This window comes from Massilia yuzhufengensis (assembly GCF_900112225.1).
Classification (GTDB): domain Bacteria; phylum Pseudomonadota; class Gammaproteobacteria; order Burkholderiales; family Burkholderiaceae_D; genus Telluria; species Telluria yuzhufengensis.
The window spans coordinates 39,117-64,646 of record NZ_FOLD01000015.1 but is presented as its reverse complement, the minus strand read 5'-3'; the positions used below and the strand labels follow the sequence as shown (position 1 = coordinate 64,646).

19 protein-coding genes are annotated in these 25,530 nt (G+C 67.8%); all 19 read right to left on the bottom strand.

Annotated elements, in window-relative coordinates; all coding sequences use genetic code 11:
- Positions 1 to 39 precede the first annotated feature (39 nt).
- The 19 genes from BM031_RS13800 to BM031_RS13710 all read right to left on the bottom strand — a co-directional run bounded on the left by BM031_RS13800 (position 40) and on the right by BM031_RS13710 (position 25,528).
- A complete protein-coding gene (locus BM031_RS13800; protein ID WP_091875156.1) occupies positions 40 to 897 on the bottom strand; it encodes a beta-1,6-N-acetylglucosaminyltransferase in 858 nt (285 codons plus the stop codon).
- Between the two features lie 92 nt (positions 898 to 989).
- Positions 990 to 3,224 (bottom strand): DUF4962 domain-containing protein, encoded by a 2,235-nt coding sequence (locus BM031_RS13795; protein ID WP_091875155.1) that lies wholly within the window; start codon positions 3,222 to 3,224, stop codon positions 990 to 992.
- Positions 3,225 to 3,526: 302 nt separating this feature from the next.
- On the bottom strand, positions 3,527 to 4,327 hold the full coding sequence (locus BM031_RS13790; RefSeq protein ID WP_091875154.1) for a glycosyltransferase family 2 protein: 801 nt from the start codon (positions 4,325 to 4,327) through the stop codon (positions 3,527 to 3,529).
- On the bottom strand, positions 4,317 to 5,528 hold the full coding sequence (locus BM031_RS13785) for a glycosyltransferase family 4 protein (protein WP_091875153.1): 1,212 nt from the start codon (positions 5,526 to 5,528) through the stop codon (positions 4,317 to 4,319). Before BM031_RS13785 ends, BM031_RS13790 begins: the two co-directional genes overlap by 11 nt.
- Positions 5,529 to 7,052 (bottom strand): oligosaccharide flippase family protein, encoded by a 1,524-nt coding sequence (locus BM031_RS13780; protein ID WP_091875152.1) that lies wholly within the window; start codon positions 7,050 to 7,052, stop codon positions 5,529 to 5,531. It lies immediately after the preceding gene.
- A complete protein-coding gene (locus BM031_RS13775) occupies positions 7,052 to 8,524 on the bottom strand; it encodes an O-antigen ligase family protein (protein WP_091875151.1) in 1,473 nt (490 codons plus the stop codon). The genes BM031_RS13780 and BM031_RS13775 overlap by 1 nt, the downstream gene beginning before the upstream one ends.
- 13 nt (positions 8,525 to 8,537) lie before the next feature.
- Positions 8,538 to 9,266 carry an exosortase-associated protein EpsI, B-type gene (epsI, locus tag BM031_RS13770; RefSeq protein ID WP_091875150.1) on the bottom strand — a complete coding sequence of 243 codons (729 nt, stop codon included), beginning with the start codon at positions 9,264 to 9,266 and terminating at the stop codon, positions 8,538 to 8,540.
- Positions 9,263 to 10,180: an exosortase B gene (gene xrtB, locus BM031_RS13765; RefSeq protein WP_091875149.1), complete on the bottom strand. Its 918-nt coding sequence runs from the start codon at positions 10,178 to 10,180 to the stop codon at positions 9,263 to 9,265. The genes epsI and xrtB overlap by 4 nt, the downstream gene beginning before the upstream one ends.
- A gap of 1 nt (position 10,181) precedes the next feature.
- Positions 10,182 to 11,066 (bottom strand): chain length determinant protein tyrosine kinase EpsG, encoded by an 885-nt coding sequence (epsG, locus tag BM031_RS13760; protein ID WP_091875148.1) that lies wholly within the window; start codon positions 11,064 to 11,066, stop codon positions 10,182 to 10,184.
- A gap of 55 nt (positions 11,067 to 11,121) precedes the next feature.
- Positions 11,122 to 12,525 carry a chain length determinant protein EpsF gene (epsF, locus tag BM031_RS13755; RefSeq protein ID WP_091875147.1) on the bottom strand — a complete coding sequence of 468 codons (1,404 nt, stop codon included), beginning with the start codon at positions 12,523 to 12,525 and terminating at the stop codon, positions 11,122 to 11,124.
- 55 nt (positions 12,526 to 12,580) lie between these two features.
- Positions 12,581 to 13,369 (bottom strand): polysaccharide export protein EpsE, encoded by a 789-nt coding sequence (gene epsE, locus BM031_RS13750; RefSeq protein ID WP_091875146.1) that lies wholly within the window; start codon positions 13,367 to 13,369, stop codon positions 12,581 to 12,583.
- 51 nt (positions 13,370 to 13,420) lie between these two features.
- The gene (locus BM031_RS13745) at positions 13,421 to 14,431 is read right to left on the bottom strand and encodes an EpsD family peptidyl-prolyl cis-trans isomerase (RefSeq protein ID WP_229408877.1); all 1,011 of its coding nucleotides are present in this window, start codon (positions 14,429 to 14,431) and stop codon (positions 13,421 to 13,423) included.
- Positions 14,432 to 14,529: 98 nt separating this feature from the next.
- Positions 14,530 to 15,564, bottom strand: a complete 1,035-nt coding sequence (gene fcl / locus BM031_RS13740) for a GDP-L-fucose synthase (protein ID WP_307186873.1) — start codon at positions 15,562 to 15,564, stop codon at positions 14,530 to 14,532.
- Positions 15,565 to 15,566: 2 nt separating this feature from the next.
- Positions 15,567 to 16,682 carry a GDP-mannose 4,6-dehydratase gene (gene gmd / locus BM031_RS13735; RefSeq protein WP_091875144.1) on the bottom strand — a complete coding sequence of 372 codons (1,116 nt, stop codon included), beginning with the start codon at positions 16,680 to 16,682 and terminating at the stop codon, positions 15,567 to 15,569.
- Between the two features lie 270 nt (positions 16,683 to 16,952).
- Positions 16,953 to 18,335, bottom strand: a complete 1,383-nt coding sequence (locus BM031_RS13730; RefSeq protein ID WP_091875143.1) for an undecaprenyl-phosphate glucose phosphotransferase — start codon at positions 18,333 to 18,335, stop codon at positions 16,953 to 16,955.
- Positions 18,336 to 18,364: 29 nt separating this feature from the next.
- Positions 18,365 to 19,582: an XrtB/PEP-CTERM-associated polysaccharide biosynthesis outer membrane protein EpsL gene (epsL, locus tag BM031_RS13725; RefSeq protein WP_229408876.1), complete on the bottom strand. Its 1,218-nt coding sequence runs from the start codon at positions 19,580 to 19,582 to the stop codon at positions 18,365 to 18,367.
- A 61-nt stretch (positions 19,583 to 19,643) separates the two neighbouring features.
- Complete coding sequence (locus tag BM031_RS13720; protein ID WP_091875142.1) at positions 19,644 to 20,372, bottom strand: CAAX prenyl protease-related protein; 729 nt, start codon at positions 20,370 to 20,372, stop codon at positions 19,644 to 19,646.
- A gap of 41 nt (positions 20,373 to 20,413) precedes the next feature.
- Positions 20,414 to 22,351 (bottom strand): ATP-binding cassette domain-containing protein, encoded by a 1,938-nt coding sequence (locus BM031_RS13715; protein ID WP_091875141.1) that lies wholly within the window; start codon positions 22,349 to 22,351, stop codon positions 20,414 to 20,416.
- Between the two features lie 339 nt (positions 22,352 to 22,690).
- Entirely contained in the window at positions 22,691 to 25,528 is a 2,838-nt protein-coding gene (locus tag BM031_RS13710; RefSeq protein WP_091875140.1) for a hybrid sensor histidine kinase/response regulator, read from the bottom strand.
- Positions 25,529 to 25,530: the final 2 nt, after the last annotated feature.

The window sequence follows — 25,530 nt, the reverse complement described above, 5'->3', positions numbered from 1 at the left end:
AAAGCGCAGCGAACATGCGCTAGAACACACCGCGCTCGCTCAGGCGGCGCGGCTGTCCTTCCACTGCACCAGGCGCGGCAGCAGCGCGGCGCTGGCCTGGCTGTCGAGCTTGCGGCAGAAGTGGGCGTTGGAGGCGCGGATGCGCTCGAAGTCGGCGGCGTCGAGCACCTTGGGGTTGCGCGCGCCCTGCTCCGGCCATTGCACGTAGCGGAAATTGTCCGGCACCACCCGCCCGGCGAAGCGCGAGCCCATGACCAGGGTCTGGAACAGCATCTCGTCCGGGCACTGGACCGTGCGCAGGAAGCGCAGCAGGCGCGGATGGGCGTCGGCCAGGCGCAGCACCTCGGCCACGCAGGCGCGCGACAGCGCCCACCAGGACGAGCCGCCATGGGGCACGAAGCCATCCGGCATGCGGCGCGTGCGCTGCATGGCACGCAGCGCGCGGTTGGCCAGGCCGCAGGCCAGGTGCTCGAGGCGAGCGCCGCCCTCGCGATAAAAATACTGGTAACGGAAAGCCACGTTCCAGTCGCCCGGGCGGATCGGCGCGGTCTCCAGCAATTCGTGCTCGCGCAAACGTTCGAGTTCGCGCTTGAGCAGCGCATTGGGCAGCAGCGGGAAATCCTGGGCCGACAGGAACAGGACCTTGTCGAAGGCCGGCTGTTCGGCCAGCACCTGGCGCAGCGACACCAGGGTGGCTGCCACCTGCGACCACCCGCCCCAGCGCACGTCGACGCGCCGGGCAACCGCGCGCGCGGCCGGATGCAGCGCGGCGGGGTCGAGCGCGCTCTTGCGGTCGAGGTGGACGTAGACGACGAAGTCCGGATCGTCCAGCTGGCCGACCAGCGCATTGAGCTGGTCCATGTCCTTGTGCGCATGGATCAGGAATACCTGTTTCATCGCCAAGTCCCAATAAAAAATCCCCCGCGGCGCAAGCCGCGAGGGACTGTCGTCGCGCGCCGAGTCTAGCACGGCGCGCGCGGGCAAAGCGTTCAGTTCAAGGTGACCGATTGCCCACCGACGGTGACGGTACGCACCGCACCGGCGCTCGTGATATTCACGCTCGGTTTCTTGCAGCCGACGTCGAGCAGCACCAGGTATTCGGCGGCCGCGTTGGCATTGGCCTTGAGATAGAAGGCGCCGTGGTCTTCCACCACGTTGGCCTTGGCGCCCGGGCCGATCCACTTGGCGAAGCTGGCCGAGGTATTGAGCGAGCGGATGCACAGCGACTGGCCGCCGGCCGTGACCTTGACGTTCTGCTCGTTCTCGACCGCCATGATGGCCGGGGTGTGCACATTCCACTCGTAGCTGCGGGCCACGGTGCTCTGCAGGCGGTCGCGCACCAGGATCGCGTTATTGGCGTTGCGCAGGTGCCAGACCTGGCGCTTGGCCATGGTCAGCTGGCCACCGTAGGACGGGGTCGCGTCGCCTTCGGCATAGTCGTAGCTTGGCTGGGCGGTGAAGGCGGTGATCCTGCCGTTGCGCTGCAGCTGCTCGCGGTAGCCGTTCACCAGTTGCCCCTTGCCGCCGTCGAAGGTGATGGCGTTCTGCGAGCGGGTCTGGTGGTACCAGTCGCTCCAGTAGGGCGAACCGTACCAGTCGTACCAGCCGGCCTTGACCAGCAGCGGCTGGCCGGCGACGGACAACAGCAGGCCGTTCTGGTCGCCGTGGCTGTGGTTGAAGGAGCCATACGGGCTGGACTTGAAGAAGGCCGAGGTGCGCGCGGGCGAGGCCAGGTCGCTGTGCATCGCGACCCAGCCGATGCTCGGGTAGTAGGCCGAGTTCGACGGGGCCTGGTAGACCTTGGTGTCGGTGACCGGCAGCGGGTACTGGGCCTGCAGCAGCGACATCGCGTCTTCCATGCCGCTGGTGTTCTTCACGTACCAGGCGGCGCGCGGCGACCACATGCGCGAGGCAAAGGCGCGGAACACGCGGGCGTCGGGCTTGGTCTCGGAGGCGTCGCCAAAGGCGTGGGTGCGCGCGCCGGGCGGGGTGAATTCCATCGCAAAATCGAGGAAACCGAGGGTCCAGGGCTTGCCGAAGAAGTTCACGCCGCTGGCGTGGGTCAGCGGGTCCCACAGGGCCAGCAGGTAGCCGGCCGAGTACTCGGCATAGGCGGTGCCGTTGGCGTAGCCGCCTTCCGGGCCGCTCCACGGGTTGGGCGAGAGCGAATAGGCGCGGAACGAGAAGTCGAACCATTTCTCGGCGTCCGGGATGTCGCCCAGGGTCAGGGTCGAGATCAGCACCAGGAACACCAGGCTGGTGTTGCCGTGCGAGTCGAACGGGTACTGGTCGAGGCGGCCGTTGTCGCCCGCCAGGTTGTTGTACATCTCGGTGCTGCGGGTCTTGATTGAGGCCAGCCAGCGCGTCTTGCGGGTCGCGTCGAGCGCGCCGGCCAGCAGGTCGATGGTCTTGGCCAGGCCCCAGGCGATCTGGCGCGTGGCCTGGTCCTGGTTGACGTAGCTGGTCGGCCCGAGCGGGTTCAGCGCGGCCAGCTCGTCGCCGCGCTTGAGGGCTTCGGCCAGGTAGACCGATTCGCCCTTCAGGCGGTACATCAGCGCCGCCGCTTCCATCTGGCGGGTCGCCTCGTTGATGCGCTGGCGCACGTCGGTCTGCTGGCTGGCCATGGCGGCGGTCAGCGGCGTGGTGATGACGATCGACCAGCGCGCGTCCGACAGCGCCGGCACGGCCGTGACCTGGGCCTTGACTTCGTTGCCCAGGCGGCTCAGGTAGGGCTCCATCAGCGAGCGCTTGGCATAGTTCCAGGTCGAGAACGGGGTCACCGATTCGGGCAGCGAACGCGGGCGCGCCTTCGACTGGATGCGCTTGCGCAGGGTGGCGTTGTCGGGCACTTCGAACACGGTGGACTTGCTGGTGATCGAGAAGCTGCGCGCGCTCGACCAGTCGTTGGTGCCCACCGGGCGCACGCGCCAGGTGTAGTTGCCCAGGGCCAGGGCCTTGGTCGGCAGGTGCCAGTTGCGGTCGACGACCACCTTGGCCGGCGTGCCGCCGACCGGCGTGATCTCGACTTCGTAGCTGGCCGGACCGGTGGCATGGCGCGCCCAGGTGAAGCCGGGCGGATTCTGCGCCTGCACCTGGTTCATCTCAGGCTTGGCCTGGATGACCAGCGGGTCGGTCGACTGGACCCAGTCGGCACGCGCGGTGACGCTCGCGAACAGCGCGGCGAAAGCAGCGGCCCAGACCAGGGCTTTCCGATGAAATTGCATTGCGGGTACTCCGAGAAAAAGTCTTGAAATCCATGTGCCACGGCGAAGGCGCCGGACGGCGTGAGAACGTGCGCCGCAGCTGCCGCCAGCTGCTGCTGGCCTGCGTCATTGGCCTGCTCGGCAGGAGTAATCCTACCCCACAGGAAATTGAACACAGGCAACTTTCCCAAAGAAATCACAGATTTTTTACTTGCTTCGCAGAAATCCCACGACAAAACACCAACTTTTGCCGAATATTATTTGCAGGCATTTAATGCTCGTAAGCGGCGTGAAAAGACAAAACGGCAATGTTGTCGGAATGGCTATGAGGCCGAGGCAACGGCCGGGGCCTCGGCCTGGAGCGCGCGCAGGCGTTTCAGGTAGCGCAGGCAGTAGATGCCGAAGGCCAGCGGCGCCTTGTCCATGTGGCGCCGCCGTACGGTGAATTCTTCCTGGCGCGCCTTGAGGCGGTTGCTCGAGGACACGCTCCCGGCGTGGTCGCGGAACACCGCGAGCGGCTGGTCGATCATGGCCGGCAGCGCCACCGCGCCCAGGCGCAGCCATAAATCAATGTCCATCGCATACTTGAGTTGTTCGTCGAACATGCCCACCCGCTCGAAGGCGGCCCTGCGCACGAACACGGCCGGGTGCGCGATCGCGCTGCGCCCCGACACCAGGGCGCGGTAGGAAAAGGCCGGCATCGCATACGGCGGCGCCATCTTGCCGTCCTTCAGGACCTGGATGTTCCCGTATACCCACTCCACCGGCCTGCCGGCCGCCTGCTGCTGTTCAAACGCGCGCCTGACCGTGGCCAGGACCTCGGGCCCCTTGTAGTAGTCGTCCGAGTGCAGGTGGGCGACGATCTCGCCCCGGGCCGCTTCGATACCCTGGTTCATGGCGCGGCTGATGCCGCCCTGGACGTCGCGCAGCAGCCGCTTGTTGCCCGGGTAGGCGGCGATCATCTCCAGCGTGGCGTCGGTGGAGCCGCCGTCGACAAAGATGTGCTCGATGTCCTGGCAGGTCTGGGCCTGGACCGAGGCCAGGGTATCGGCCAGGGTGGCGGCGCTGTTCCAGGTGCAGGTGACGATGGAAAAGATGGGCTTGCCGGGTGGGCTAGTGCGCATAACACTCCAGGATCTTGGGTAGGGCAAGGAAGACGTCCATCCCGGACGCGGCCGGCAGCGGCTGCGCCAGTGCCGGCCGCGCCAGTTCGTTCAGCAGGAGCCCGGCCAGCCCGGCCATCGACGGGGCCAGGCCCAACTGGCCGGGGGTGGACGCGTACACCGACAGTTCGGGATTGCCGCCGCGCGCCAGCGCCAGGCAGGGCCGGCCGAGGGCCAGCGCTTCCAGGATCGTGGTGCCGCAGGGCTCTTCCCACACCGAGGGCACGACGCACACATGGCTGGCGGCGGTCAGCGCCGCCACCTCCGGGTTGGCTCGCCAGCCGAGGAAGCGCACCTGCGCGCTCGCGTAGCGCGCTTCGAGCCCGGCGCGCAGCGGGCCGTCGCCCACCAGCAGCACCGTCGTTCCCGCCGGCAGGCGACCCTGGGTGGCGGCGAGGAATTCGCCGAAGCCCTTGCCGACGTCGATGCGCCCGGCCACCAGCACCTGGCCCGCCACCGGCTTGCCGGCCCCGGCGGCCTGGCGCGCCAGCCGGCGGCAGTCGATGAAGTTGTGGATCACGCGCGCGCGCGACAAATCCGCATCGGGCAGCGTGCGCAGGAACTGGCGGCGCAGGAAATCGGACACGAAGATGGTCTTGTGGCGGGCAAAGGCGCGCGCGGTCCCGGCGCGGTAGCGGCTCACCGCGTGGCTGGAGAGCGCCGTGCGCAGCAAGCCCGGCGCCGCATGGGCGCAGCCGGCGCAGGCGCGCGCGGACAGCTCCTCGCACACGGCGCCATCCTTGAAGCGCAGGTGGGTCACGCATTCGCTGCCCTGGTCGTGGCGGGTCTGCACGAAGTTCAGGGCCGGGTCGACATACCCGCCAATCAGCGGCAGGTGGCCGTGGTAGTGCACCACGTCGTAGTCGCCGGCCAGCATGGAGATCGCGCGCGCCACCCGGGCTGCGAACCAGGGCCGCTTGGCCGGGTTGAAGAAGCCGAGCTGGGCTTCCTTCCAGCCCACCCTGCGCACATCGAAGCCGGGAATGAAGCGCCCACCGAAACCGATCTCGGCGGCGCTGCCGGCGTGGGCGCGGTCGGCGCGCCCCATGATGTCCACGTAGTGGCCCGCCTCGCGCAGCGCGCTGGCCAGCGTGACCACGTGCCTGGCCAGGCCGCCGAGCTGGGCGCCCGGCAAATCTTCCGACACCATCAGGATCCGCATCTACCCCCCCGCCGCCTGCCGGCGCGCCAGCCCGGCCTTGAGGCGCGTCCAGGCGAGGTGCCGGTCGTCGCGCTCGAGCACGAACAGCGCGCCGTGCACCCCCAGCAGCAGCACGGTCACGCCCAGAATGCACACGAAGTCCCACAGGCCGCGGTCGAACAGCTGCTCGGCCGCGCTGGCGGCCACGGCCACCAGCGCCACCCCGGCCAGGCCCGGGGCATAGCCCTGCCCCAGCAGCCTGCCGAGACCCGTGGGCACCGTGCGGCCGTGCACGTAGAGCAGGAAGGCGCCGCTGAACACGAGGGAGGCCACCAGGTGGCCCCAGGCCGCGCCGTCGATGCCCCAGCCCGCCACGCCGATGTACACGATGCCCAGGCCGGCCAGCGCGCGGGCCACGGCGAACAGGCCGGACACGCGCGGATGGCCCATGCCGTCGTTGACCAGCGACGGCAGGCTGGTGAGCGAATCGACGAACTGCGACAGCGCCATCACGGCCAGCACCAGCGCGCCGTTGCGGGCGAAGTCGGGGTTCATCCAGTAGCCCAGCAGCTGGTGGGCGAACACCGCCACCAGCACCAGGATCGCCGCGTTCAGGTAGACCACGTAGCGCGTGGCCTTGAGGTAGATGCGGTCCAGTCGCACCAGTTCGCCCGAGGCGGCCAGCGCGCTGGCGGCCGGGAAGAACACCCCGGACAGGCGGAAGCTCAGGCCCAGCACCCGGGTGGCGAGCGTGGCCGCCACCGTGAAATAGGCCAGGCCCGTGACGCCCACCAGGGCGCCGATGACGAGCTTGTCGGCGTGCGCATAGGACAGCGTGGCCAGGCGCGACAGGAAGGAATAGGCCGAGAAGCCCAGCAGCTCGGCGCGCAGGCGCGCGCCCGGCCAGCGCCAGCGCGCGCGCGGCAGCAGGCGCCGGATCGCGCGCCACAGGATGGCGCAGTGGATGCTGCCGGCCACCACCCGCAGCAGCACGATCTCGAACAGGCCATGGCCGAGCACCAGCACGCCGACCGTGGCCAGCGGCACCAGGGTGCCGAACACCATTTCCAGGCGCGCCGAGATGTCGTAGCGCATCAGCGATTGCGGCACGCTGTTCAGGTAGCTCTGCACCTGGCCGGCCAGGAAGCCCAGCGCGGCCAGCTGCAGGGTAGCTGTGGCTTCCGGCGCCAGGCGCGCCGGCACCGCGAACACGCCGGTCACGAACCACCCTGCCCCCAGGAACAGCCCGAGCGCGCCCAGCAGCCCGATGACGGTGTACACCGCCAGGCCAAAGGACATGGTCTGGAAAATCTTGTCTTCATCGCGGCGCGCGCTGAACTCGGCGATGTACTTGACCGAGCCGGCGGTGACGTTGATGTCGATCACCGCGAAATAGCCGACGATGGCCGTGACCAGCGCATACACGCCGTAGCCGGCTTCGCCCAGGCCCGCCACCACCAGCGGCACGGTGCCGAGCATCACCAGCGCGGGGATGGCCGCGCCGAGCAGGTTCGACCAGGCGTTGCGGGCCAGGCGCAGCTGCATCACGGGCTCACCAGGCGCGGGCGCGGCGCAAACGGCGTCACGCCCGTGTGGGGGACGCGCTGCGGCGCCGGCGCGGCCCTGGCCACCGCCATCGCCAGGTAGGGCAAGGCCAGGCAGATCGCCAGCATCTGGCTGGTGCGCACCTGCGGGATGGGGGTGCCGATGAGGAAGTCGGGAATCATGAAGGCCAGGCCGGCCACCCCGGCCGTGGCCAGGCCCAGCAGTTCAGGCGGCAGCGTTGTCAAGGCGCGGCGCGCGAACAGGATAAACGCGGCCAGGGTGCCGAACATGAGCACGCCGCCCAGCAAACCGGTCTTGAGCATCACATGCAGCACCCCGCTGTGCAGGAACAGGCCGCCTTCCGGGTTGTTCTGCCACGAGATGACCTGGTAGCCCGTGTAGCGGCCCCAGCTGCCGATGCCGGTGATCGGTGTCGATAGAAAGTCGGCCAGCGCGAACTTCAGTTCCAGCACCCGTTCGCTCTCGGCCCCGAAGCGGCGCGACTGCATGTCGTAGACCAGGCTCCCCAGTCCGCCGCCGGCGCCCCTGGTCTGGCCCAGGCGCTGGACCGCCACGTAGGCCAGCGCCGCGCCCACCAGCGGCAGGCCGGCCACCATCAGCTGGATGCGGCGTTTCATCGGGAAGCGCATCATGATCACCAGGAAGGCCAGCATGAAGCCGATCCAGGCGCTGCGGCGGTAGGACAGCAGGATGCACAGCGCGGTCGCCACCAGGGTCATCCATTCGATGGCGCGCCAGGACCTGGGGCGGTCGGTCTTGACCGCCTGGAACAGGTGGACGGCGGCGATCGCGAACGCGATGGTGCAGACGAGGCTGTCGTTGATGTCGAAGTAAGTCAGGCGGATCTTGATCGCGTTCATGTTCGCGTACACATTGTTCGGGTCGCCGCCGAAGGCCGCCCAGCGCACCAGCCCGAACAGCGCGCGGCACAGGCCGGCGAGCAGGATGAAGTGGGTCAGCTCGAGCACGTGCTCGCGGGTGCGGAAGGACAGCAGCATGAGCGAGATCAGCGGCGCCATCCAGACGATGTTGGAGAAGCCCTGCGGGCTCAGGGCCTGCGCCAGCGTCACGCCCGCCACCAGCCCCACGCTCACATGGCCCAGCAGCAGCACGAACCAGCCCCAGAACCAGGGCCGCAGATTGCATGCCGGCGCCGGGTAGCGCTGGAAGCTGGCGGCCACGCGGGCGCAGGCCCAGGCCCCCAGCACGTACCACAGCAGCAGGCCGAAGAACAGCAGGCCCGAGCCGCGGCTGTAGATGCTGCGGGTGGCGAAGATCGTCATGTTCCCGTAGCTGGTGGAGTTCATGCAGAAGTAAATCGCCAGATAGGGGTAGACCAGCAAGCGCGGCCACGCGATGCCGATGCCGATCGCCGCCACGGCCGCCAGCGACAGGCCGAGCACGACGGCCCATGGCAGCGAGTAATAGATGTACGGAAGGATCTCGTTCATCGGGCGTACCGGCTCAGCCGCGCGCCGGCGCCGGGCCGTGCGCCTGGGCCGGCGCCGGGGCCAGGCTGGATCCGAGCAGGCGGCTGCGGTCGCGCGGCGCCATCACGCCCAGCATGTCGGCCACGAAGCGGTCCTGCACCCGGTAGGCTTGCGCCTCGTTGGCCTGGATGGTGGAGACCCGCACCAGCATGCCGTCGGGGATCTCGCCCGACAGGCCATAGGCCAGGCGGCGCAGCTTTTGCCCGATGCCGGCCTTGGTGGCGTGCTCGCCAATCGTCACCCAGTAGGTGATCGGCTCGTTGCGCTCATGCAGGCGCGCCACCAGGCGCTTGACCGGCAGCTCGCCGAAGCGGGTGGGCAGGCCGCCCTCGCCTTCCTTGAGCATCTGGAAACCCTGGGCCACGTAGCACACTTCCGGCAGGTGCAGCTGCAGCGACTTGCTCTGGTCGCCGCCGTAGGCGATCGACAGCATCACGCGCTCGCCTTGCCCGTTGATATAGGTGCGCGACAGGGTCTGGTCGTAGATCTTTTCCAGCACACCCTGCTGGTCCGGGTCGGGCGTGAGCGGCACCACCGAGGGATCGAGGCGCCAGTCGCCGAAGCGCTGCGGGATCATCTGCTCGAGGCTGAAGCGTTCGTGGGCCTGCGGCACCCGCGCCCTCGGCGTGAGCGCGCCGGTCAGGGCCGAGGTGCCGGCCATGGCCAGGCCCAGCACCAGGCTGATGGCGAGCCGGCGCTTCATGCCGCCCCCTTCATGACCGACGGGCCGGCGCCGGGACCGCCGCCGTCTTCACGGCGCTTGAGCCACCACTGCAAGCCGTTGTCGACCGCCAGGATCAGCACCAGCGCGGTGACGAACAGCACCATGCCGGCGAAGCCGTGCAGGAAGCCCTGGCCGGCGGCGTCGCCGAAGTGATAGGTGATGAGGGTGAGCGCGATCACGCGGATCACGTTGGCGGTGAACGAAATCGGGACGATCAGGATCGCCAGCGTCATGTTGCGGAAGGCCGAGGGGTGGCGCATCAGGTTGAGGTAGAACAGGCCGAGCGCTTCCAGGGTGAGCAGGGTCTGCAGGCCGGCGCAGGCGTCGGCCACCAGCAGCTGGTACTGGCCCATCTGCAGCACCACGCCCGAGCGCGAGATCGGGTAGCCCAGCGCGAACAGGATGTGCTCGGTCACCCAGGACACCGCCATCTTCATCGGCATCGTCACTGCCGCCACCAGTTCGCTCGGCAGCGGCACCATGAACAGCATGAAGAAGAACGGGAACCACAGCACCCGCAGCGCGCGCCCTCCGAACTTGAGCAGCACCACGGCCGCCATCACGAGCAAAATCGAGCCTACCTCGAACATCAGGATGCTCTGCGAGCGGCCCAGAAGGTGCAATCCCAGGCCCGCGGCCAGCACCGGCCAGCCGGCCCAGCCCGGCGCCTGCGGCAGCGCCATGACCTCAGGCCACTTGCGCCAAATCAGCCAGAGCGCCAGGAAGAAGATGATGGGGCCGTGGCCCTGCTCTTCGCCGATCCAGGCGCCGGTGAACAGGTCGTGGAAGGTGGGGCCGAACAGGATCGCCAGGCCGGCGACGACGGGCCACCATTCGGGCACTGCGGCGCGCAGCGCAGCGCCGGTATCGCCCTTGCGCAGCGCGGCGCCCATCTCAGAACTCCACCACCACCGAGCCGACCACCTCGGCCCCGGACTCGGCCATCTGCTCGGCCATCCGGCTGATGTTGGCGATGCGGGTGCGGTGCTTGCAGGCCACCAGCAGCACGCCGCCGGCGCGCCCGGCCACCGCCAGCGCATCGGCGCCGCTGGCGAACGGCGGCAGGTCGTACAGCACCACGTCGTAGCGCGATTCCAACTGGGTATTGAGGTTGCGGAAGCCTTCGCGCGCCAGCAGCTCCTGCGGGTTGGGCGGTAAGGTGCCGGCCGGCATCAGGGACAGGTCGACGAAGGCCGGCACGCGCGTAATCACGTCGAGGTCGGCGCGCCCCGCCAGCAGGTCGGACAGGCCCTGGCGCGGCTTGATGCCGAACATGTCTTGCTGGCGCGGGCTGCGCAGGTTGGCGTCCACCAGCAGGGTCTGCTCGCCCAGCTGCGAGAACACCACCGCCAGGTTGGCGGCGAACAGGCTGGATCCGTCGTCCGGGGTAAGGCCGGCGATGGCCAGCGCGCGGCGGCCGCGCGCGAACCAGCGCAGCATCAGCTGGCTGCGGATCGCGCGCAGGGCCTCGACCTGGGGCGAGAAGGGATCGTAGGCGGCCACCAGCTTGGGCGACAGGTTGGCCTGTCCCTTTTGCAGGTAGGGATAGGAAAACTGGCGCGCCAGCACTTGCTGGATATCGGCCTCGCTCACCAGCCCCAGGCGCACGGCGGCCTCGCCGAAGCGGATCCCGAGGTCTTTCTGCATGCGCAGGACGCGCTCCGCATCGTCCAGGCTCAGCTTGCCGGAATCGAGCAGCAGCGCGCCCATGCTCGAATCGGCGCGATGGTCCATTGGCAGTGCGTCGGCAGGCAAGGCGGAGAGCACGGAGGAATTCATGGTGGTGTCCTATGGTTAAGTCGGCCGGGGGCAGCGGGCAGGTCCGGCAAGAACCTCAGTTCAGGCGCAGCAGGCGGCGCGGCGTCATCAGTGCGCGCAGGCCGGTGCGCGGGCGCTTGACGCGCCACTCGATGGTGCCCAGCACCGGAATGCCCAGCATGTCCTTGATGTCGCCGCTCGAGCGCACCGGGCGGTTGAGCAGTTCCAGCAGCAGGGCCAGGCCCACGCCCAAGATGGTGCCCAGCAGGATCGAGACCAGGGTATTGAGCAGCACGCGCGGGCCGGCGGGCGCGGTCGGCGGCACCGCCGGGTTCAGGATGGAAATGTCGGACTGCTCGGACTGCGACTCGATGCGGGTCTGCGAGAAGCGCTGGCTGGCGGCATCAAAAGCGCGCTGGGCGCTGTCGAGGTCTTTCAGCATCACGCCCAGTTCGTCGCGGGTGCGGTTCAGTTCGAGCACCCGCGACTTTTGCGCGGCCAGGGCGGCGCGCAGTTCGGATTCGCGCTGGCGGACCACCTGGGCGTTGGCGCCCACGCTGCGCGACACGCTGCCCAGCGCGGCGCCCAGTTCGGCCCGCATCTTGCCCACTTCGGCGCTGGCCGACTGGTAGACCGGGTGGTTGCGGCCGTAGCGCGAGGCGGCTTCTGCCAGCTTGGCTTCGCCGCTGGCCAGGCTCACGCGCAGGCTTTGCACCAGCGGGTTGTTGGCCACGTCGGGCGAGCCGACGCCGGTGGCCGCGCGCTCGCGCGACGTCGCTTCCATGGCCTGGGTCTGGGCCGCGACCAGCTGGGCCGACAGGTCGTTCAGGCGCGACAGCTCGACATCGACCCGGTTGTTGTCGAGGCTGACGATGCCCTTCTCCTGCTGGTACTTGGACAGGCGCGCCTGGGCCGCCTCGACGTTGTCGCGCAGCTGCTTGGTCTGTTCATTGAAATAGTGCGAGGCTTTCTTGGCCGGCTCGGTCTTGAGCTGAACGCTGATCTTCTGGTATTCGTCGGCGAAGGCGTTGGCCACCGCCGCGGCGAAGGCCGGGTCGGCGCCCTTGAAGCTGATCTCGACCACGGCCGATTCGCGCGAAGGAATGATCTCGAGTTTTTTCAGCAGCAGGTCGGCCAGCCAGTCGCGCACCGTGCCCTTGCCTTCGCTCGCTTCGCGCCACTGGGCCTGCACGGCCGGGCTCGACGCCAGCCGCAGCGCATCCACCACCCGCAGCGCCACGTTGGGGCTGCTGATAATGTCGATTTGCGTGGCCATGTAGCCCGGCATCAGGTTGCCCGGCATGGTGAGCCCGCTCACCGGGTCCACCCCCTTGTAGTTCAGCAGCACGGAGGCGCTGGCCTTGTAGGTCTTCTGCTGCACCAGGCTCCAGCCCAGCGCCAGCAGCACCGTGACGAGCAGGGTCGACAGGATGACCTTCTTCCTGGCAAGAAGGATGAGCAGGAATTGATGGACGTTCATGACCTTGCCTTTGCATCAGGTGCTGCGACAGCGGGGTGGACGATTCGGCGACTGCCTAGAACCAGCTTTCCCTGACGACAATCACGTCGTCAACTTGCACAGGGTCGCCGGCATTGACATTGATTGTGACCGGGTTGCCGCCGGCGTCCTTGCGCGTGATCTTCATGCCGTTGTTGCTGCCGCGGATACTCAGCCCGCCGCCGGCCGAGACCGCCTGTTGCACGGTCATGCCGCGTTCCAGGCGGAACGGACCGGGCCGCGTCACCTCACCCGTCACGTAGGCGCGCGGGGCGCGCTCGACGTAGATGATGTCGCCGCCGGCCACTTCGACATCCTTGTTCAGCTCGCCCTTGCGGACCATGTCGACCACATCGATGGTCTCGCGCGTGGTGTCGCCGTTGCGGGTGCGCACCAGGTTGATGATGTCGCCGCCGTCGCCGTGGATGCCGCCGGCCATGGCCAGCAGGTCCAGGACCTTGCGCCGCCCGTCCACCGCGTAGCGGCCCGGACGGTTGACATAGCCCAGCACCGACACCTGCTGGCTGGCCAGCGTGGTCACCAGCATATTGACCTGGGCCTTCTTGAGGTAGCCGCCCTTCTCCAGCAGGTCGCCGATCTTCTTCTCGGCCGCCGCCACCGGCAAGCCGCCCACCGCCACCTGGCCCAGCAGCGGGAAGGTGATGCTGCCGCTGTCGGACACCCGCGTCTCCAGCGCCAGGTCGGGACTGCCGTAGACCGACAGCTTGACCACGTCGCCCGGCCCCAGCACGGTGTCGGCGGCGCCGGCCACGCCCATCGTGAGTACGAGCGCCGCGGCCATCATCCACTTGATGAATCGTTTCATGATTGCTCCTTCCAGTCTGGTTGTCGGTGAGCTGCAATGCGGTGCCTTGCTTTACTTCAGTCCTGCCACCCCGCGGTCGAGTGCGGCATTGTCGGTATTGCGCGGCGCGCCGGCGACGGTGGCGTCGGGGGCCGGGGCCGGCGCGGGGGCAGCAGGCGCCGGGGGCGCGGCGGCCGGCGCATTCGGGTCCGGCGCATAGTCCTTGTTCAGGTAGGCGATCCTGGCGCTGCCGCGCAGGCGCTGGATCTCGGCGGCGGCCAGTTCCTTCTGCTTCTTGCTCAGCAAGTATTGGCTGATCTGCGGGGCGGCGATCGCCAGCGTTACGGGCGCGTCGCGCACTTCGGCGATGGAGATCAGCATGGCCCGGTCGCCCTCCCTGACCACGAACAGCTGGCCCTTGGGCATGCCGAGCAGCTTGCCGGAGAGCTGCGGATTGAGGTCGGCGGTGCTGCGGGTTACCTGGGCGCGGCCATACTTGATGTTGCGGGCATCGAGGAACACGGCGACTTCTTCCAGCGACCTGGCGGCGTCGGCGGCGGCCCGCACTTCGGCGCTGAGGTCGCCCGCCGCGATGATCAGCTCGTTCATGGCGAACTGCTTGCGGTTGGCGAAGAATTGCGGGTTCTTGTTGAAATAGTCTTCCACTTCGGCCGGCGACGGCTTGACCGGCTCGCCAAGGCGCTTCTGCATATAGGCCTGGGCGATGATCAGCGAGCGCGCCCGCTCGATGGCCTGCATCACTTTCGGGTCGCGGTCGAGCTTTTCCTTGGCCGCCTCACCCTCCAGCAGCTCGCGGTCGACCAGCGCCTGCAGCACCTGCTTGCCGGCCACCTGCTGCTGCTGGGCCGGCACGCCGAGGCGCTGCAATTCCTCGTTGAGCTGCAGCACGGTGATTTCCTCGCCGTTGACGCTGGCCAGCGCCTGTCCGGGCTTGGCGTCCCTGGGCGCGTCGTCCTTGCTGCAGCCGGCCAGGGCCGTCGCGCACAGCAGCAGCGCCGCTGCCGACAGCTGGCGCGTCAAGGATGGGAGGGATGGGTTGGCTGCCACATGGAATGTTTTCAAGATAGTGTCCTCGACGTTGGTGAGCGGGCTGGCCCGCCGCTGGTTCGTGTTGTCATGCAACCCGCTGCAGGAACGGGACCCGGGCATCCTGGCCGGGCTCATGCCGCCACCCTGTCCGCCGCGCCCGATGCGTGCCCGGCCCCGGCCTGCTCGTCCTGCTGCGCCAGGAAGGCTTCGTAGGCGCGGCGCAGGCCATCGTGCAGCGGCGTGCTGGCGCGCCAGCCGAGCGCGGCCAGCTTGGACACGTCGAGCAGCTTGCGCGGCGTGCCGTCCGGCTTGCTCGCGTCGAACACGACCTGGCCGCGGTAGCCGACGGTCTCGCCCACCAGCCGCGCCAGTTCGGCGATCGTGACATCCTGGCCGGTGCCGACATTGATGTGCGAATGCATGGGGTCGGTGTTGGCCGCATACACGTCGTGCGGCAGCTCCATCACGTACACGCTGGCGGCGGCCATGTCGTCCACGTACAGGAATTCGCGCATCGGCCGGCCGCTGCCCCAGATCACCACTTCCGTCGCCCCGCCCACGCGCGCCTCGTGGAAGCGGCGCAGCAGGGCCGGGATCACGTGGCTGTTTTCCGGGTGATAGTCGTCGCCCGGGCCGTAGAGATTGGTCGGCATCACGCTGCGGTAGTCGGTGCCGTACTGGCGGTTGTAGCTCTCGCACAGCTTGATGCCGGCGATCTTGGCCATCGCATACGGTTCGTTGGTGGGCTCGAGGATGCCGTTCATCAGGTATTCCTCGCGGATCGGCTGGGCCGCCAGGCGCGGGTAGATGCAGGACGAGCCAAGGAACAGCAGCTTCCGTACCCCGGCGCGCCACGCTTCGTGCACCACATTGGCCTGCACCATCATGTTGTCGTAGATGAACTCGGCCGGGTAGCTGTTGTTGGCATGGATGCCGCCCACCTTCGCCGCCGCCAGGTAGACCTGGTCGATGGCTTCGCTGCGGAAGAAGGCGCGCACCTGGGCCTGGTCGGTGAGTTCGAGCTCGTGGTGGCCGCGGGTGACGATCTCGGTATGGCCCCGGGCATGCAGGGCGCGCACGATGGCCGAGCCGACCAGGCCGCGGTGGCCGGCGACATAGATGCGGGGCCGGGTCGGCTGCGGATGGGACGGTGAAATGTTCGACACGTTTACTCCAGTGAAAGTGCAACGTTGTACCCATGCGACGCGAGCAGCTTGTGGCGGCGCGCCGTATCGAGGTCGTGCGCCACCATCTCTTGCACCATCGCTTCGAAACTCGTCGTCGGCTCCCAGCCGAGGCGCTCGCGCGCCCGGCTCGGGTCGCCCAGCAGGGTCTCGACCTCGGTCGGACGGAAATACTGCGGGTCCACCGCCACGATGGCCTGCCCGACCGCCACGCCAGGCGCGCGCTCGCCTTCCACCTTCGCGACCAGCCCGCGCTCGTCCACGCCCTGCCCCTGCCAGGCGATCTCGATGCCCAGTTCGCGCGCGGCGACCTCGACGAAGCGGCGCACCGAATGCTGGCGCCCGGTGGCGATCACGAAGTCTTCCGGCAGCGCCTGTTGCAGCATCAGCCACTGCATCTGGACGTAGTCGCGCGCGTGGCCCCAGTCGCGCAGCGCATCGAGGTTGCCAAGAAACAGCTGCCGCTCCAGGCCCTGCGCGATATTGGCCAGTGCCCGGGTGATCTTGCGGGTGACGAAGGTCTCGCCGCGGCGTGGCGATTCGTGGTTGAACAGGATGCCGTTGCAGGCATACATGCCATAAGCCTCGCGGTAGTTCACCGTGATCCAGTAGGCGTAGAGCTTGGCCACCGCATACGGGCTGCGCGGGTAGAACGGCGTGCTCTCGCGCTGCGGCGTTTCCTGTACCAGGCCGTACAGTTCCGAGGTGGAAGCCTGGTAGAAGCGGGTTTTTTTCTCGAGCCCGAGGAAGCGGATCGCTTCGAGCAGGCGCAGGGTGCCGATGCCGTCGACGTCGGCCGTGTATTCGGGCGACTCGAAGGACACCGCGACATGGCTCATGGCGCCCAGGTTGTAGACCTCGTCGGGCTGGACCTGTTGCAGGATGCGGGTCAGGTTGGAGGTATCGCCAAGGTCGCCGTAATGGAGGAACAGGCGCGGGTCTTCCGCGTGCGGGTCCTGGTAGATGTGGTCGATGCGCGCGGTATTGAACAGCGAAGCGCGGCGCTTGATGCCGTGGACTTCATAGCCCTTGGCAAGCAGCAGCTCGGTCAGGTAGGAGCCATCCTGGCCGGTCACACCGGTGATCAGTGCTGTCTTCATGTTCGTTTCCCATGGGGAGCCAGTCCTGGCGGCCCCAACAAGTTGCAAACTGGTTAACAATTCTACCCAGCCCGCTCGGCAGTGCAAGGGCATTCCAATCGTGCCTGTCCTTGTTAAGGCGAACCTAAGTGGAACATTGTTTTCGCACAATTACATCGAGTTCGATGATAAATAACAGCATGATGCTGACAATGACTGCTTTTGGCATGCCATCAAAAAAACCCGCTTACTCCTTCGATGCCGCCGGCGTCCTCCAGTTCAGTCGGCGCCTCAGTGCGCGTTCTGGCGGGTGAGCACCACCTTGACGGTTTTCAGGATGATCCACAGGTCGAGCCACAGCGACCAGTTGCGCAGGTAGTCGAGGTCGTGCTGGATCCGCGCTTCCATCTTGTCGAGGGTGGAGGTTTCGCCGCGCAATCCGTTCACCTGGGCCCAGCCGGTGATGCCTGGCCGCACCTTGTGGCGCAGCATGTAACCCTTGATCAGCTTGCGGTATTGCTCGTTGTGGGCGACGGCGTGCGGCCGCGGCCCGACCAGGCTCATGCGTCCCTGCAGCACGTTGATGAACTGCGGCAGCTCGTCGAGCGAGCTGCGGCGCAGGAAGCCGCCGATGCGCGTGATGCGCTGGTCGTTCCTCGCGGCCTGCACCACGGTGGCGCCGTCTTCGGTGACGGTCATCGAGCGGAACTTGTAGACGTAGATTTCTTCGCCGTAGAGGCCATAGCGGCGCTGGCGGAAGATCACCGGCCCTTTCGAGCTCAGCTTGACGGCGATGGCGGTGGCCAGCATCAGCGGCGCCAGCAGCAGCAGGATGAGGCTGCCGATCACGATGTCGCTCCCGCGCTTGATCACGCTGTTAAAGCCCATGAACGGGGTCTCGCTGATGGCGATCACCGGCATGCCGCCCACGGTATCGAAGCGCGCCTGCATCAGGTCGAACACATACACGTCCGGCAGGAAATAGACCGAGGCCGTCGTGTCCTTCAGCTCGTCGACCAGCTTGCGGATGCGCGGCTGGGCCGAGATCGGCTGGCTGACGAAAATCATCTTGACGTTGTGCCGGCGCACGTAGCCGGCCACGTCGGCCATGCCGCCCAGCACCGGATGCGCCAGCGTGGCGGGGCGGCGCGCGTCGGTGCGGTCGTCGAAGAAGCCCTCCACTTCCATGAACAGGTTGGGGTGCTGCCCGCACACGCGAGCGAACTTGATGCCGGTGTCGTTGGCGCCCACCACCACGATCGTGCGCACCTCGCGGTTGCGGTCCTGGCTGCCGGTGGCCTTGCGCACCGCAAGATGGGTCGCGAGGATGATCAGGGGGGTGGCGATGAACCAGGCCAGCAGCACGCGCTCGTCGTAGAAGTACTTCAGGCCGCTGGCCGAGCCCAGGAAGACCAGCACGGCGATGGTCAGGCACCAGCCGAACATGGTGTCGCGGGCATAGGCCAGCATGCGGCCGCTGCGCCAGGTGCGGTAGGGGTCGACGTGCTGGTAGACGGACGAGGAGATGAAGAAGGCCAGGATCATCAGCACCAGCGAGTAACCGGAGAACGGCTCCTGGTAGTACAGCGTCGTCAGGTACAGGGTCCCCATGATGATCAGGGGATCGAGCACCCGCTGGAAGAAGGAGATGATCGGGATGTCGTTGACCGTCATGGGGAGCCTGCACGCCTGCGTCGTTGGCTTCAGAACAGCACGTTCGCGTTGACCATCATGGTGTTGGCGTCAAACTTGCCCAGGCCCAGCGCCTCGGAGCCGCTGCGCGACTGGTGCTGCCAGCCGGCCGACACCTGCAGCTTGGGCCTGGCCTGCCAGGTGGCGCGCAGGCTGGCGCTGCGCAGCGAGTCGCCCAGCCCGCCGGCGCCATTGAAGCTGGCGCGCGGGTTGAAGGCGCGCTGCTCGTAGGCGGCCTGGGCGTCGACCTTGAGCTTGCCGCTTGCCACCCAGCTGGCGCCCAGGCTGGCGCCGCGGTTGAGGGTATAGCTGACGATCGTGCTTTCGATCGGGGCGAACTCGCGCCAGAGCGACGCGTTGTAGCTGATCTTGCCGCGCGGCTGGTAAGTGGCGTTCAGGCGGCCATTGAACCCGCTGGTACTACCTTCGCCGTACGAGGGCTGCTCGCGCCGCACATAGCCGGCCAGCACCTGCAGCGTGGTCGCGCCCTTGGCATCCCAGTTGACGCGTACTTTCAGTTCGTCCTGGGTGAAGTCGTCGACCAGCACGCCCGCCGTCGCCGGGCGCCGGAACGGGTAGTCGCCCTTCACGCGGCGCGCCACCAGGCCCACCGAACTGCGGCTTTTCGGCGTGTACAGGAGCTCGAGTTCGGAGGCTTTCTCGGTGCGGTTGTTGAAGCGCTGGCTCAGCAGCTCGTACTCGTAGCGCTCGCGCGTGAAGCTGCTGCGCAGTTTCCAGCTCGGGTGCATTTTCCAGCCGGCGTCGAACCACTGGCGGCGGCGCTCGCGCACATTGCGCTCGTCGCTGAAGAAGTCGGTGTAGGGCGCGAGGGTCTTGTCGACCAGGGCGCCGGCCTGGCCGTCGAACTTGTTGCCCACTTCCCAGAACCAGGTGGCCTGCAGGTCGCGCCCGTCATAGTCGAGCTGCCTGAAATGATCGAACTGGACCTTCGAGGCCTTGGCCACCAGCGCCACCCGCTGCCGGCTGATGCGTTTGTTGTACACCACACCGGCATCGAGCTGCCGCCAGCGGTCGCTGCGCTTGCCCTGGAACGCGGGGCGGTTGTCCGGCACCCGCAGCAGGTTGTCGTCATGGCCCCATCCGATGCCGCCGTACAGCTGCAGCCCTTCTTCCTGCTGCTGCGCGCCGGCCTGCCGGGCCGGAAGGAGGAACAGGGCGCCTGCGAGCACGGCGAGCGGGCGCGCGGGATGAAGGCAGGAATGCATCATGTCGTTCGTCTCTTCTGAAGTCCTTATGCTGTTGTTGACAGCCGAAACCTTCAGTCCGGGTCTACCAGAAGACCCAGCTACCGGTCGCGACCACCCACACGCCGAGCAGGCCGTTGGTGACAGCGTGGGCGAGTACGGCCGACCAGAGTTTGCGATGGCGCATATAAAGCAGGCTGTAGGCGACCCCGGCGACGATACCGGCCAGCCACAGGTTGTGTTCGAAGCCGAACAGGACCACCGAGACCAGGAATCCCCTGATGCCGGCGCGGGCCGGTTCGAGGGCTTCGAAGTCGATGGCGTCGACCCAGCGCATGACGAAGGAGCGCCAGAACAATTCTTCCATGATGGGCACGACCAGGGCGGCGCCGGCAATGCGGAGGACGACCAGCAGCCAGTCAAGTTCGCCATTGCTGCGGGGATCGTAGCCTGGGCTCGTTCCCACCGTCATCCAGGGGGCGTCGAGTTGGATCCAGAGGAAGAACACCAGCACGCCTGTAGCCACCGCAACCAGCAGCTGCAGGGGACTGGGCAGGGGGCCGCGCAGCTCGTGGTAGCGGCGCCAGAACAAGGCGAGCAGCACGGCGACGACGCCGGCCTGCACCGGATAGAGCCAGCGCAGGTCGGCACGGGCGACGCCCGTGCGCTCGAGCATGTCGCCCAGGATGATGAAGAAGATATAGGCGCCAAACGGCAGGATCCGCACCCAGGCGGCCCGGCTGAACAGCGGAGTGTCGGCCGGTAACGCGGCAGCAGCGTTGGGTGCGGTAGGTGAATCCTTATGCTCGGTCATGTGCTCGTCGTACAGGCGCCCGGCCTGCCTGGTTGGTTAGCCTACTCGCCCTTGGCGCGGGCGTCGATCCGCTCCCAGCGTTCGAGGGCGTCGAGCAGCAGGTCGTCGATCTCGGCGTAGCGCGCATTGATGCGCTTGGCGTCGGCCGGGTTCTTCTTGTAGAAGTCGGGCGCGTTCAGCTGTGCCGTGATGGCTGATTGCTCGTCTTCCAGCGAAGCGATCAGGAGGGGAAGTTCCTCGAGTTCGCGCTGTTCCTTGTAGCTCAACTTTAGCTTTTTACCAGTGGCGGCCTGTGCGCCGGATGACATATCACTGGGTTTGGCGGCGCCCGCCCCGGCTGCCGTTTGCGCTGGCTCAACAGGCTTGCTGGAAGGCGCCGGTGCGGCCGCCTTGACCCGTTCCCAGTCGGAATAGCCGCCGACATATTCGCGCCAGACGCCATCGCCTTCGGCCACGATCACCTCGGTCACGACATTGTCGAGGAAGGTGCGGTCGTGGCTGACGAGGAAGACGGTGCCCGTGTATTCCTCGATCAGTTCTTCCAGCAATTCCAGGGTTTCGATGTCGAGGTCGTTGGTCGGTTCATCGAGCACCAGGCAGTTGGCCGGCTTGGCGAACAGGCGCGCCAGCAGCAGGCGGTTACGCTCGCCACCCGACAGCGACTTGACCGGCGAACGCGCACGCTCCGGCGCGAACAGGAAGTCGTTGAGGTAGGTCATCACGTGCTTCTTCTGGCCATTGACTTCGACCCAGTCGCTGCCCGGGGCGATGGTATCGGCCAGGCTCGCCTCTTCGTTGAGCTGGGCGCGCATCTGGTCGAAGTAGGCCACGTTGAGCTTGGTGCCGAGGCGGACCTTGCCTTCGTCGGCCGTTTCGTCGCCGAGGATGATCTTGAGCAGGGTGGTCTTGCCGGCGCCATTCGGCCCAATCAGGCCGACCTTGTCGCCACGCAGCACCGTACCGGTGAAGTTGCGCACGATGATTTTCTCGCCGTAGGCTTTCGACACGTTTTCCAGGTCCGCCACAATCTTGCCGGAACGTTCGCCGGTGCCCACGTCGAGCTTGATGTTGCCCTGCTGCTCGCGGCGCGCGGCGCGGTGCAGGCGCAGCGCTTCCAGGCGGCGCACGCGGCCTTCGTCGCGGGTGCGGCGTGCCTGCACGCCCTTGCGGATCCACACTTCTTCCTGGGCCAGGAATTTGTCGAACTTCGCGTTCTCCACTTCCTCGTTGGCCAGCAGCTCTTGCTTGCGCTCCTGGTACTTGGTGAAGTTGCCCGGGAAGGACAACAGGCGGCCACGGTCGAGTTCGAGGATGCGGGTGGCGACGTTATCGAGGAAGCTGCGGTCGTGGGTAATGAACAGCACCGAGCCGGCAAAGGCGCGCAGCAAGCCCTCTAGCCACTTGATCGAGGTGAAGTCGAGGTGGTTGGTCGGTTCATCGAGCAGCAGCACATCGGGCGCCGACACCAGCGCCACGGCCAGCGCCACGCGCTTTTGCATCCCGCCCGACAGCGTACCCATCTTCGCGTCGGCCATCAGGCCAAGGCGGTCAAGGGTCGTGTCGACCTTGTTGGCCAGGTTCCAGCCATCGGTGGCGTCGAGCTTGAGCTGGATCTCGTGCATGCGCTCCATCAGCGCCTCGTCGTCGTTGCCGCCGAACTGGCCGGTGAGCGCTTCGTACTCGGCCAGCATGGCCTGCTGGTCGCCCATGCCGGCGGCGACCGCATCGAACACGGTGGTCTCCGGATCGAACTGCGGCTCCTGCTCGACATAGGCGATCTTGATGCCCTGCTGCATGACGAGCAAGCCGTCGTCGAGGCGCGAGCGGCCCGAAATGATTTTCAGCAGCGACGACTTGCCGGTGCCGTTACGGCCGATGAGGCCGACGCGTTCGCCGGATTCGAGGGAAAAGTCAGCGTGGTCGAGCAGCGGAACGTGGCCAAAGGCCAGTTGCGCGGAGGAGAGGGAAATGACAGCCATGATCCGTGAACCCGCCCGCCGCCACTCGCTGGCGCCGAACGTAAAATGTTGAAAGAGGACGCCATTGTACCGACTGGGCGCGTTGCGGCCGAAGTTTCGGCGAGGGCTGTGGTTTACGGTGCGCATGCCAACGCATACCCTTCACCACTAACAGGTGAACCGTCGCACCGGCGAAGGCTGATAACCACGTAAAGCATTCGCTGCGCTAACAGCAGAACCGTCGCACCGGCGAAGGCCGGTGCCTAATTTTGTCGGGCAGCGGGAGTGCGTGCAAAATTGGGTTCCCGCCTGCGCGGGAACGACGGGGTGACGGTACGGGACTAACGTGGAATCGTAGAATCAATCGGATTTCACAGGCAACCCCACCCCCGCCAGCCACGCCGCCAGCGCATCCGTCTCCACCGGCTTGACGAAATGCGCATCGAAGCCCGCCGCCTCGGTTTCGCGGCGGTCGTGCGGCTGGCCGTAGCCGGTCATGGCGGCCATGCGCGCCCCTTCCAGCCCGGGCAGCTGGCGCAGGCGGCGCGCCAGTTCGTTGCCGTCCATGCCGGGCAGGCCGATATCGAGCAGGCAGATATGCGGCTGCACCTGGCGCGCCCGCTCCAGCGCGGCGATCGCGCCGAATTCCACGCTGACCTCATAGCCCAGCAGCTGCAGGAACATCGCCACCAGCTCGGCCGCGTCGGTATTGTCGTCCACCACCAGCACCCGCAGCGCGCCGGGCGCCGCCGTGGCCGCACCCGCGTCCGGGCCGCGCGCCGCGCCGTCCTGGTCGGCAGGCAGCGGCAAGCGCACCGTGAACGTGCTGCCGCGCCCTTCCCCGCCGCTGGCCGCGTGCACGGTGCCGCCATGCAGCTGCACCAGGCTGCGCACCAGCGCCAGGCCGACGCCGAGGCCGCCCTGCGAGCGGTCCGGGCTGCGCGTGCCCTGGTGGAACAGCTCGAAGGCGCTGCCGACCAGCTCGGGCGCCATGCCGACCCCGTTGTCGCGCACCCGCAGCACCGCGCAGCCGTCCTCGATGCCCGCGTACAGCACGATGTGCCCGCCCGCCGGCGTGTACTTGGCGGCGTTGCCGAGGATGTTGGCCAGCACCTGCACCAGCCGCTTGCGGTCGCCGTTCACCACGGCGCCGCCGGCGGCCGACTGCAGCTCGAGCGCGTGCTGCCTGCTTTCGATCAGCGGGCGCACCTGCTCGAGCGCGTCGTCGATGACCTGGGCCAGCGTCACCGCCTGCCGTTCCAGGGTCACCAGCCCGCGCGTGACGCGCGAGACGTCCATCAGGTCGTCGATCAGCCCGGTCATATGGGCGGCCTGGCGCGAGATCACCTTGGCCACCTGCTGCACACGCGCCGGGTCGTTGGCCGCCAGCGCCAGCAGAGAGGCGGCGGTGGCGATCGGCGCCAGCGGGTTGCGCAGCTCGTGCGCGAGCATCGCCAGGAACTCGTCCTTGCGGCGGTCGGCTTCCTGCAGCGCCTGTTGCGCCAGCTTCTGTTCGTGGATATCGGTGCAGGTGCCCATCCAGCGGATGATCGCGCCGTCCTCGGCGCGCACCGGCAGCGCGCGCCCGAGCACCCAGCGGTAGTGTCCCGAGTGGTGGCGCAGGCGGTATTCGATCTCGTAGGGCGCGCCCGTCTCGAGCGAATGGCGCCATTTTTCCCAGGCCAGCGGCTGGTCGTCGGCGTGAAACAGGCCGTTCCAGCCATCGCCGTCGGTCGAGCCGTAGGGCACGCCGGTGAAGGCATACCACTGGTCGTTGTAGTAGTCGTGGAAGCCGTCCGGCCGGGTCGACCAGACCGACTGCGGCATGGCGTTGGCGATTACGCGGAAGCGCGCCTCGCTGTCGCGCAGCCGTGCCTCGGCCTCCTTCTGGGCGCTGATGTCGAGCACCACGCCGGGAAGCCATTCGGGCTGGCCGTCGCTGCCCAGGGCAAGCTTGCCGCGCGCCTCGACGTAGCGGTAGCTGCCATCGGCGCCGCGCACGCGGTAGCTGTCGCTGAAGGCGTCCCCGCTGGCCAGTGCGCCCTCGATGCGCGCCCCGACCCGCGCCACGTCGTCCGGATGGATCGCCGCCAGGTAGGCTTCGACCGGGCCGCCGGCGGCATCCTGGCCGGACACGCCGAACAGGCGCGCCAGGTTGGCGTCGGCGTAGACCCGGTTCTCGCGCAGGTTCCAGGTCCAGGTCGCAACCTCGGCGGCGCCGAGCGCGCCCTCCAGCCGCAGCTGGGCGTCGCGCAGCGCCGCCTCGCCGCGCCGCATGCTGTCCTGCCCGTGCCGCAGTTGCCGCGACGAGTCGGCGGCGCTGCGTTCGGCCAGCACGTGGCCGGTCACGTCCACCCCTTCGACCAGCAGCGCAATGACGGCGCCGCCGGCATCGCCCAGCGGCTGGATCGAGAAGTCCACGTAGCGCATGTCGGGCGCGCCATCCTGGACGCGCCGCAGCGCGATTCCGGCCCTGCGGTGCACGGCCGGCTCGCCGCTGGCCATCACGTGCAGCAGGCGCTCCTGGTAGCCGTGTTCGGCCAGCTCGGGCAGCGCCTCGCGCAGCGGCAGGCCGATGACGTCGCGCTCGCCCACCAGCGACATGTAGGCGGCGTTGACGCGCTCGTGCACCAGCTCGGGCCCGGACAGCACGGCGATGAAACTGGTGGACTGCCGGAACAGCCCGGAGATGCAGCTTGCCTCGTCGTGCAGGCGCTGGGCTTCGCGCATGCGGTCGGTGGTCTCGGCCACCACGCAGGACAGGCCGCGCACCGCGCCGTCCAGGCGCCGCAGCGGCGAATAGGTGAACGAGAACCAGGACTGTTGTTCGACCCCGTTGCGGGTGACGGTGAAGGGCGTGTTCTCGAAGCTCACCGGCTGGCCCGCCATGGCCTGCGCCACCGCCGGCTGCACGGCCGGATAGGCGTCGGGCCAGGCGGCGGCAAACGGCTGGCCCAGGGCGGCCGGATGGCGCTGGCCCAGGATCGGCAGGTAGGCGTCGTTGTACAGGAAGGTTTCGCCACTGCCCCACACGATGAACATCGGGACGGCCGCATCGAGCATCTGGCGCACCGCGTGCTGCAGGGCCGGTTCCCAGTCGCCGGGCTGGCCGCAGGGCGCGCCGCGCCAGTCATGGGCCGCCATCAGGGCCTCGACTGCGCCTGGTCCATGGGTGGGTGCGGAGGCGGCAAGGAACATCG

Bases quoted from the DNA above. Each gene is read 5' to 3' on its own strand.
- BM031_RS13800 (WP_091875156.1), bottom strand. From the start codon at position 897: ATGAAACAGGTATTCCTGATCCATGCGCACAAGGACATGGACCAGCTC.
- BM031_RS13795 (WP_091875155.1), bottom strand. From the start codon at position 3,224: ATGCAATTTCATCGGAAAGCCCTGGTCTGGGCCGCTGCTTTCGCCGCG.
- BM031_RS13790 (WP_091875154.1), bottom strand. From the start codon at position 4,327: ATGCGCACTAGCCCACCCGGCAAGCCCATCTTTTCCATCGTCACCTGC.
- BM031_RS13785 (WP_091875153.1), bottom strand. From the start codon at position 5,528: ATGCGGATCCTGATGGTGTCGGAAGATTTGCCGGGCGCCCAGCTCGGC.
- BM031_RS13780 (WP_091875152.1), bottom strand. From the start codon at position 7,052: ATGCAGCTGCGCCTGGCCCGCAACGCCTGGTCGAACCTGCTCGGCGCG.
- BM031_RS13775 (WP_091875151.1), bottom strand. From the start codon at position 8,524: ATGAACGAGATCCTTCCGTACATCTATTACTCGCTGCCATGGGCCGTC.
- epsI (WP_091875150.1), bottom strand. From the start codon at position 9,266: ATGAAGCGCCGGCTCGCCATCAGCCTGGTGCTGGGCCTGGCCATGGCC.
- xrtB (WP_091875149.1), bottom strand. From the start codon at position 10,180: ATGGGCGCCGCGCTGCGCAAGGGCGATACCGGCGCTGCGCTGCGCGCC.
- epsG (WP_091875148.1), bottom strand. From the start codon at position 11,066: ATGAATTCCTCCGTGCTCTCCGCCTTGCCTGCCGACGCACTGCCAATG.
- epsF (WP_091875147.1), bottom strand. From the start codon at position 12,525: ATGAACGTCCATCAATTCCTGCTCATCCTTCTTGCCAGGAAGAAGGTC.
- epsE (WP_091875146.1), bottom strand. From the start codon at position 13,369: ATGAAACGATTCATCAAGTGGATGATGGCCGCGGCGCTCGTACTCACG.
- gmd (WP_091875144.1), bottom strand. From the start codon at position 16,682: ATGAAGACAGCACTGATCACCGGTGTGACCGGCCAGGATGGCTCCTAC.
- BM031_RS13730 (WP_091875143.1), bottom strand. From the start codon at position 18,335: ATGACGGTCAACGACATCCCGATCATCTCCTTCTTCCAGCGGGTGCTC.
- epsL (WP_229408876.1), bottom strand. From the start codon at position 19,582: ATGATGCATTCCTGCCTTCATCCCGCGCGCCCGCTCGCCGTGCTCGCA.
- BM031_RS13720 (WP_091875142.1), bottom strand. From the start codon at position 20,372: ATGACCGAGCATAAGGATTCACCTACCGCACCCAACGCTGCTGCCGCG.
- BM031_RS13715 (WP_091875141.1), bottom strand. From the start codon at position 22,351: ATGGCTGTCATTTCCCTCTCCTCCGCGCAACTGGCCTTTGGCCACGTT.
- BM031_RS13710 (WP_091875140.1), bottom strand. From the start codon at position 25,528: ATGTTCCTTGCCGCCTCCGCACCCACCCATGGACCAGGCGCAGTCGAG.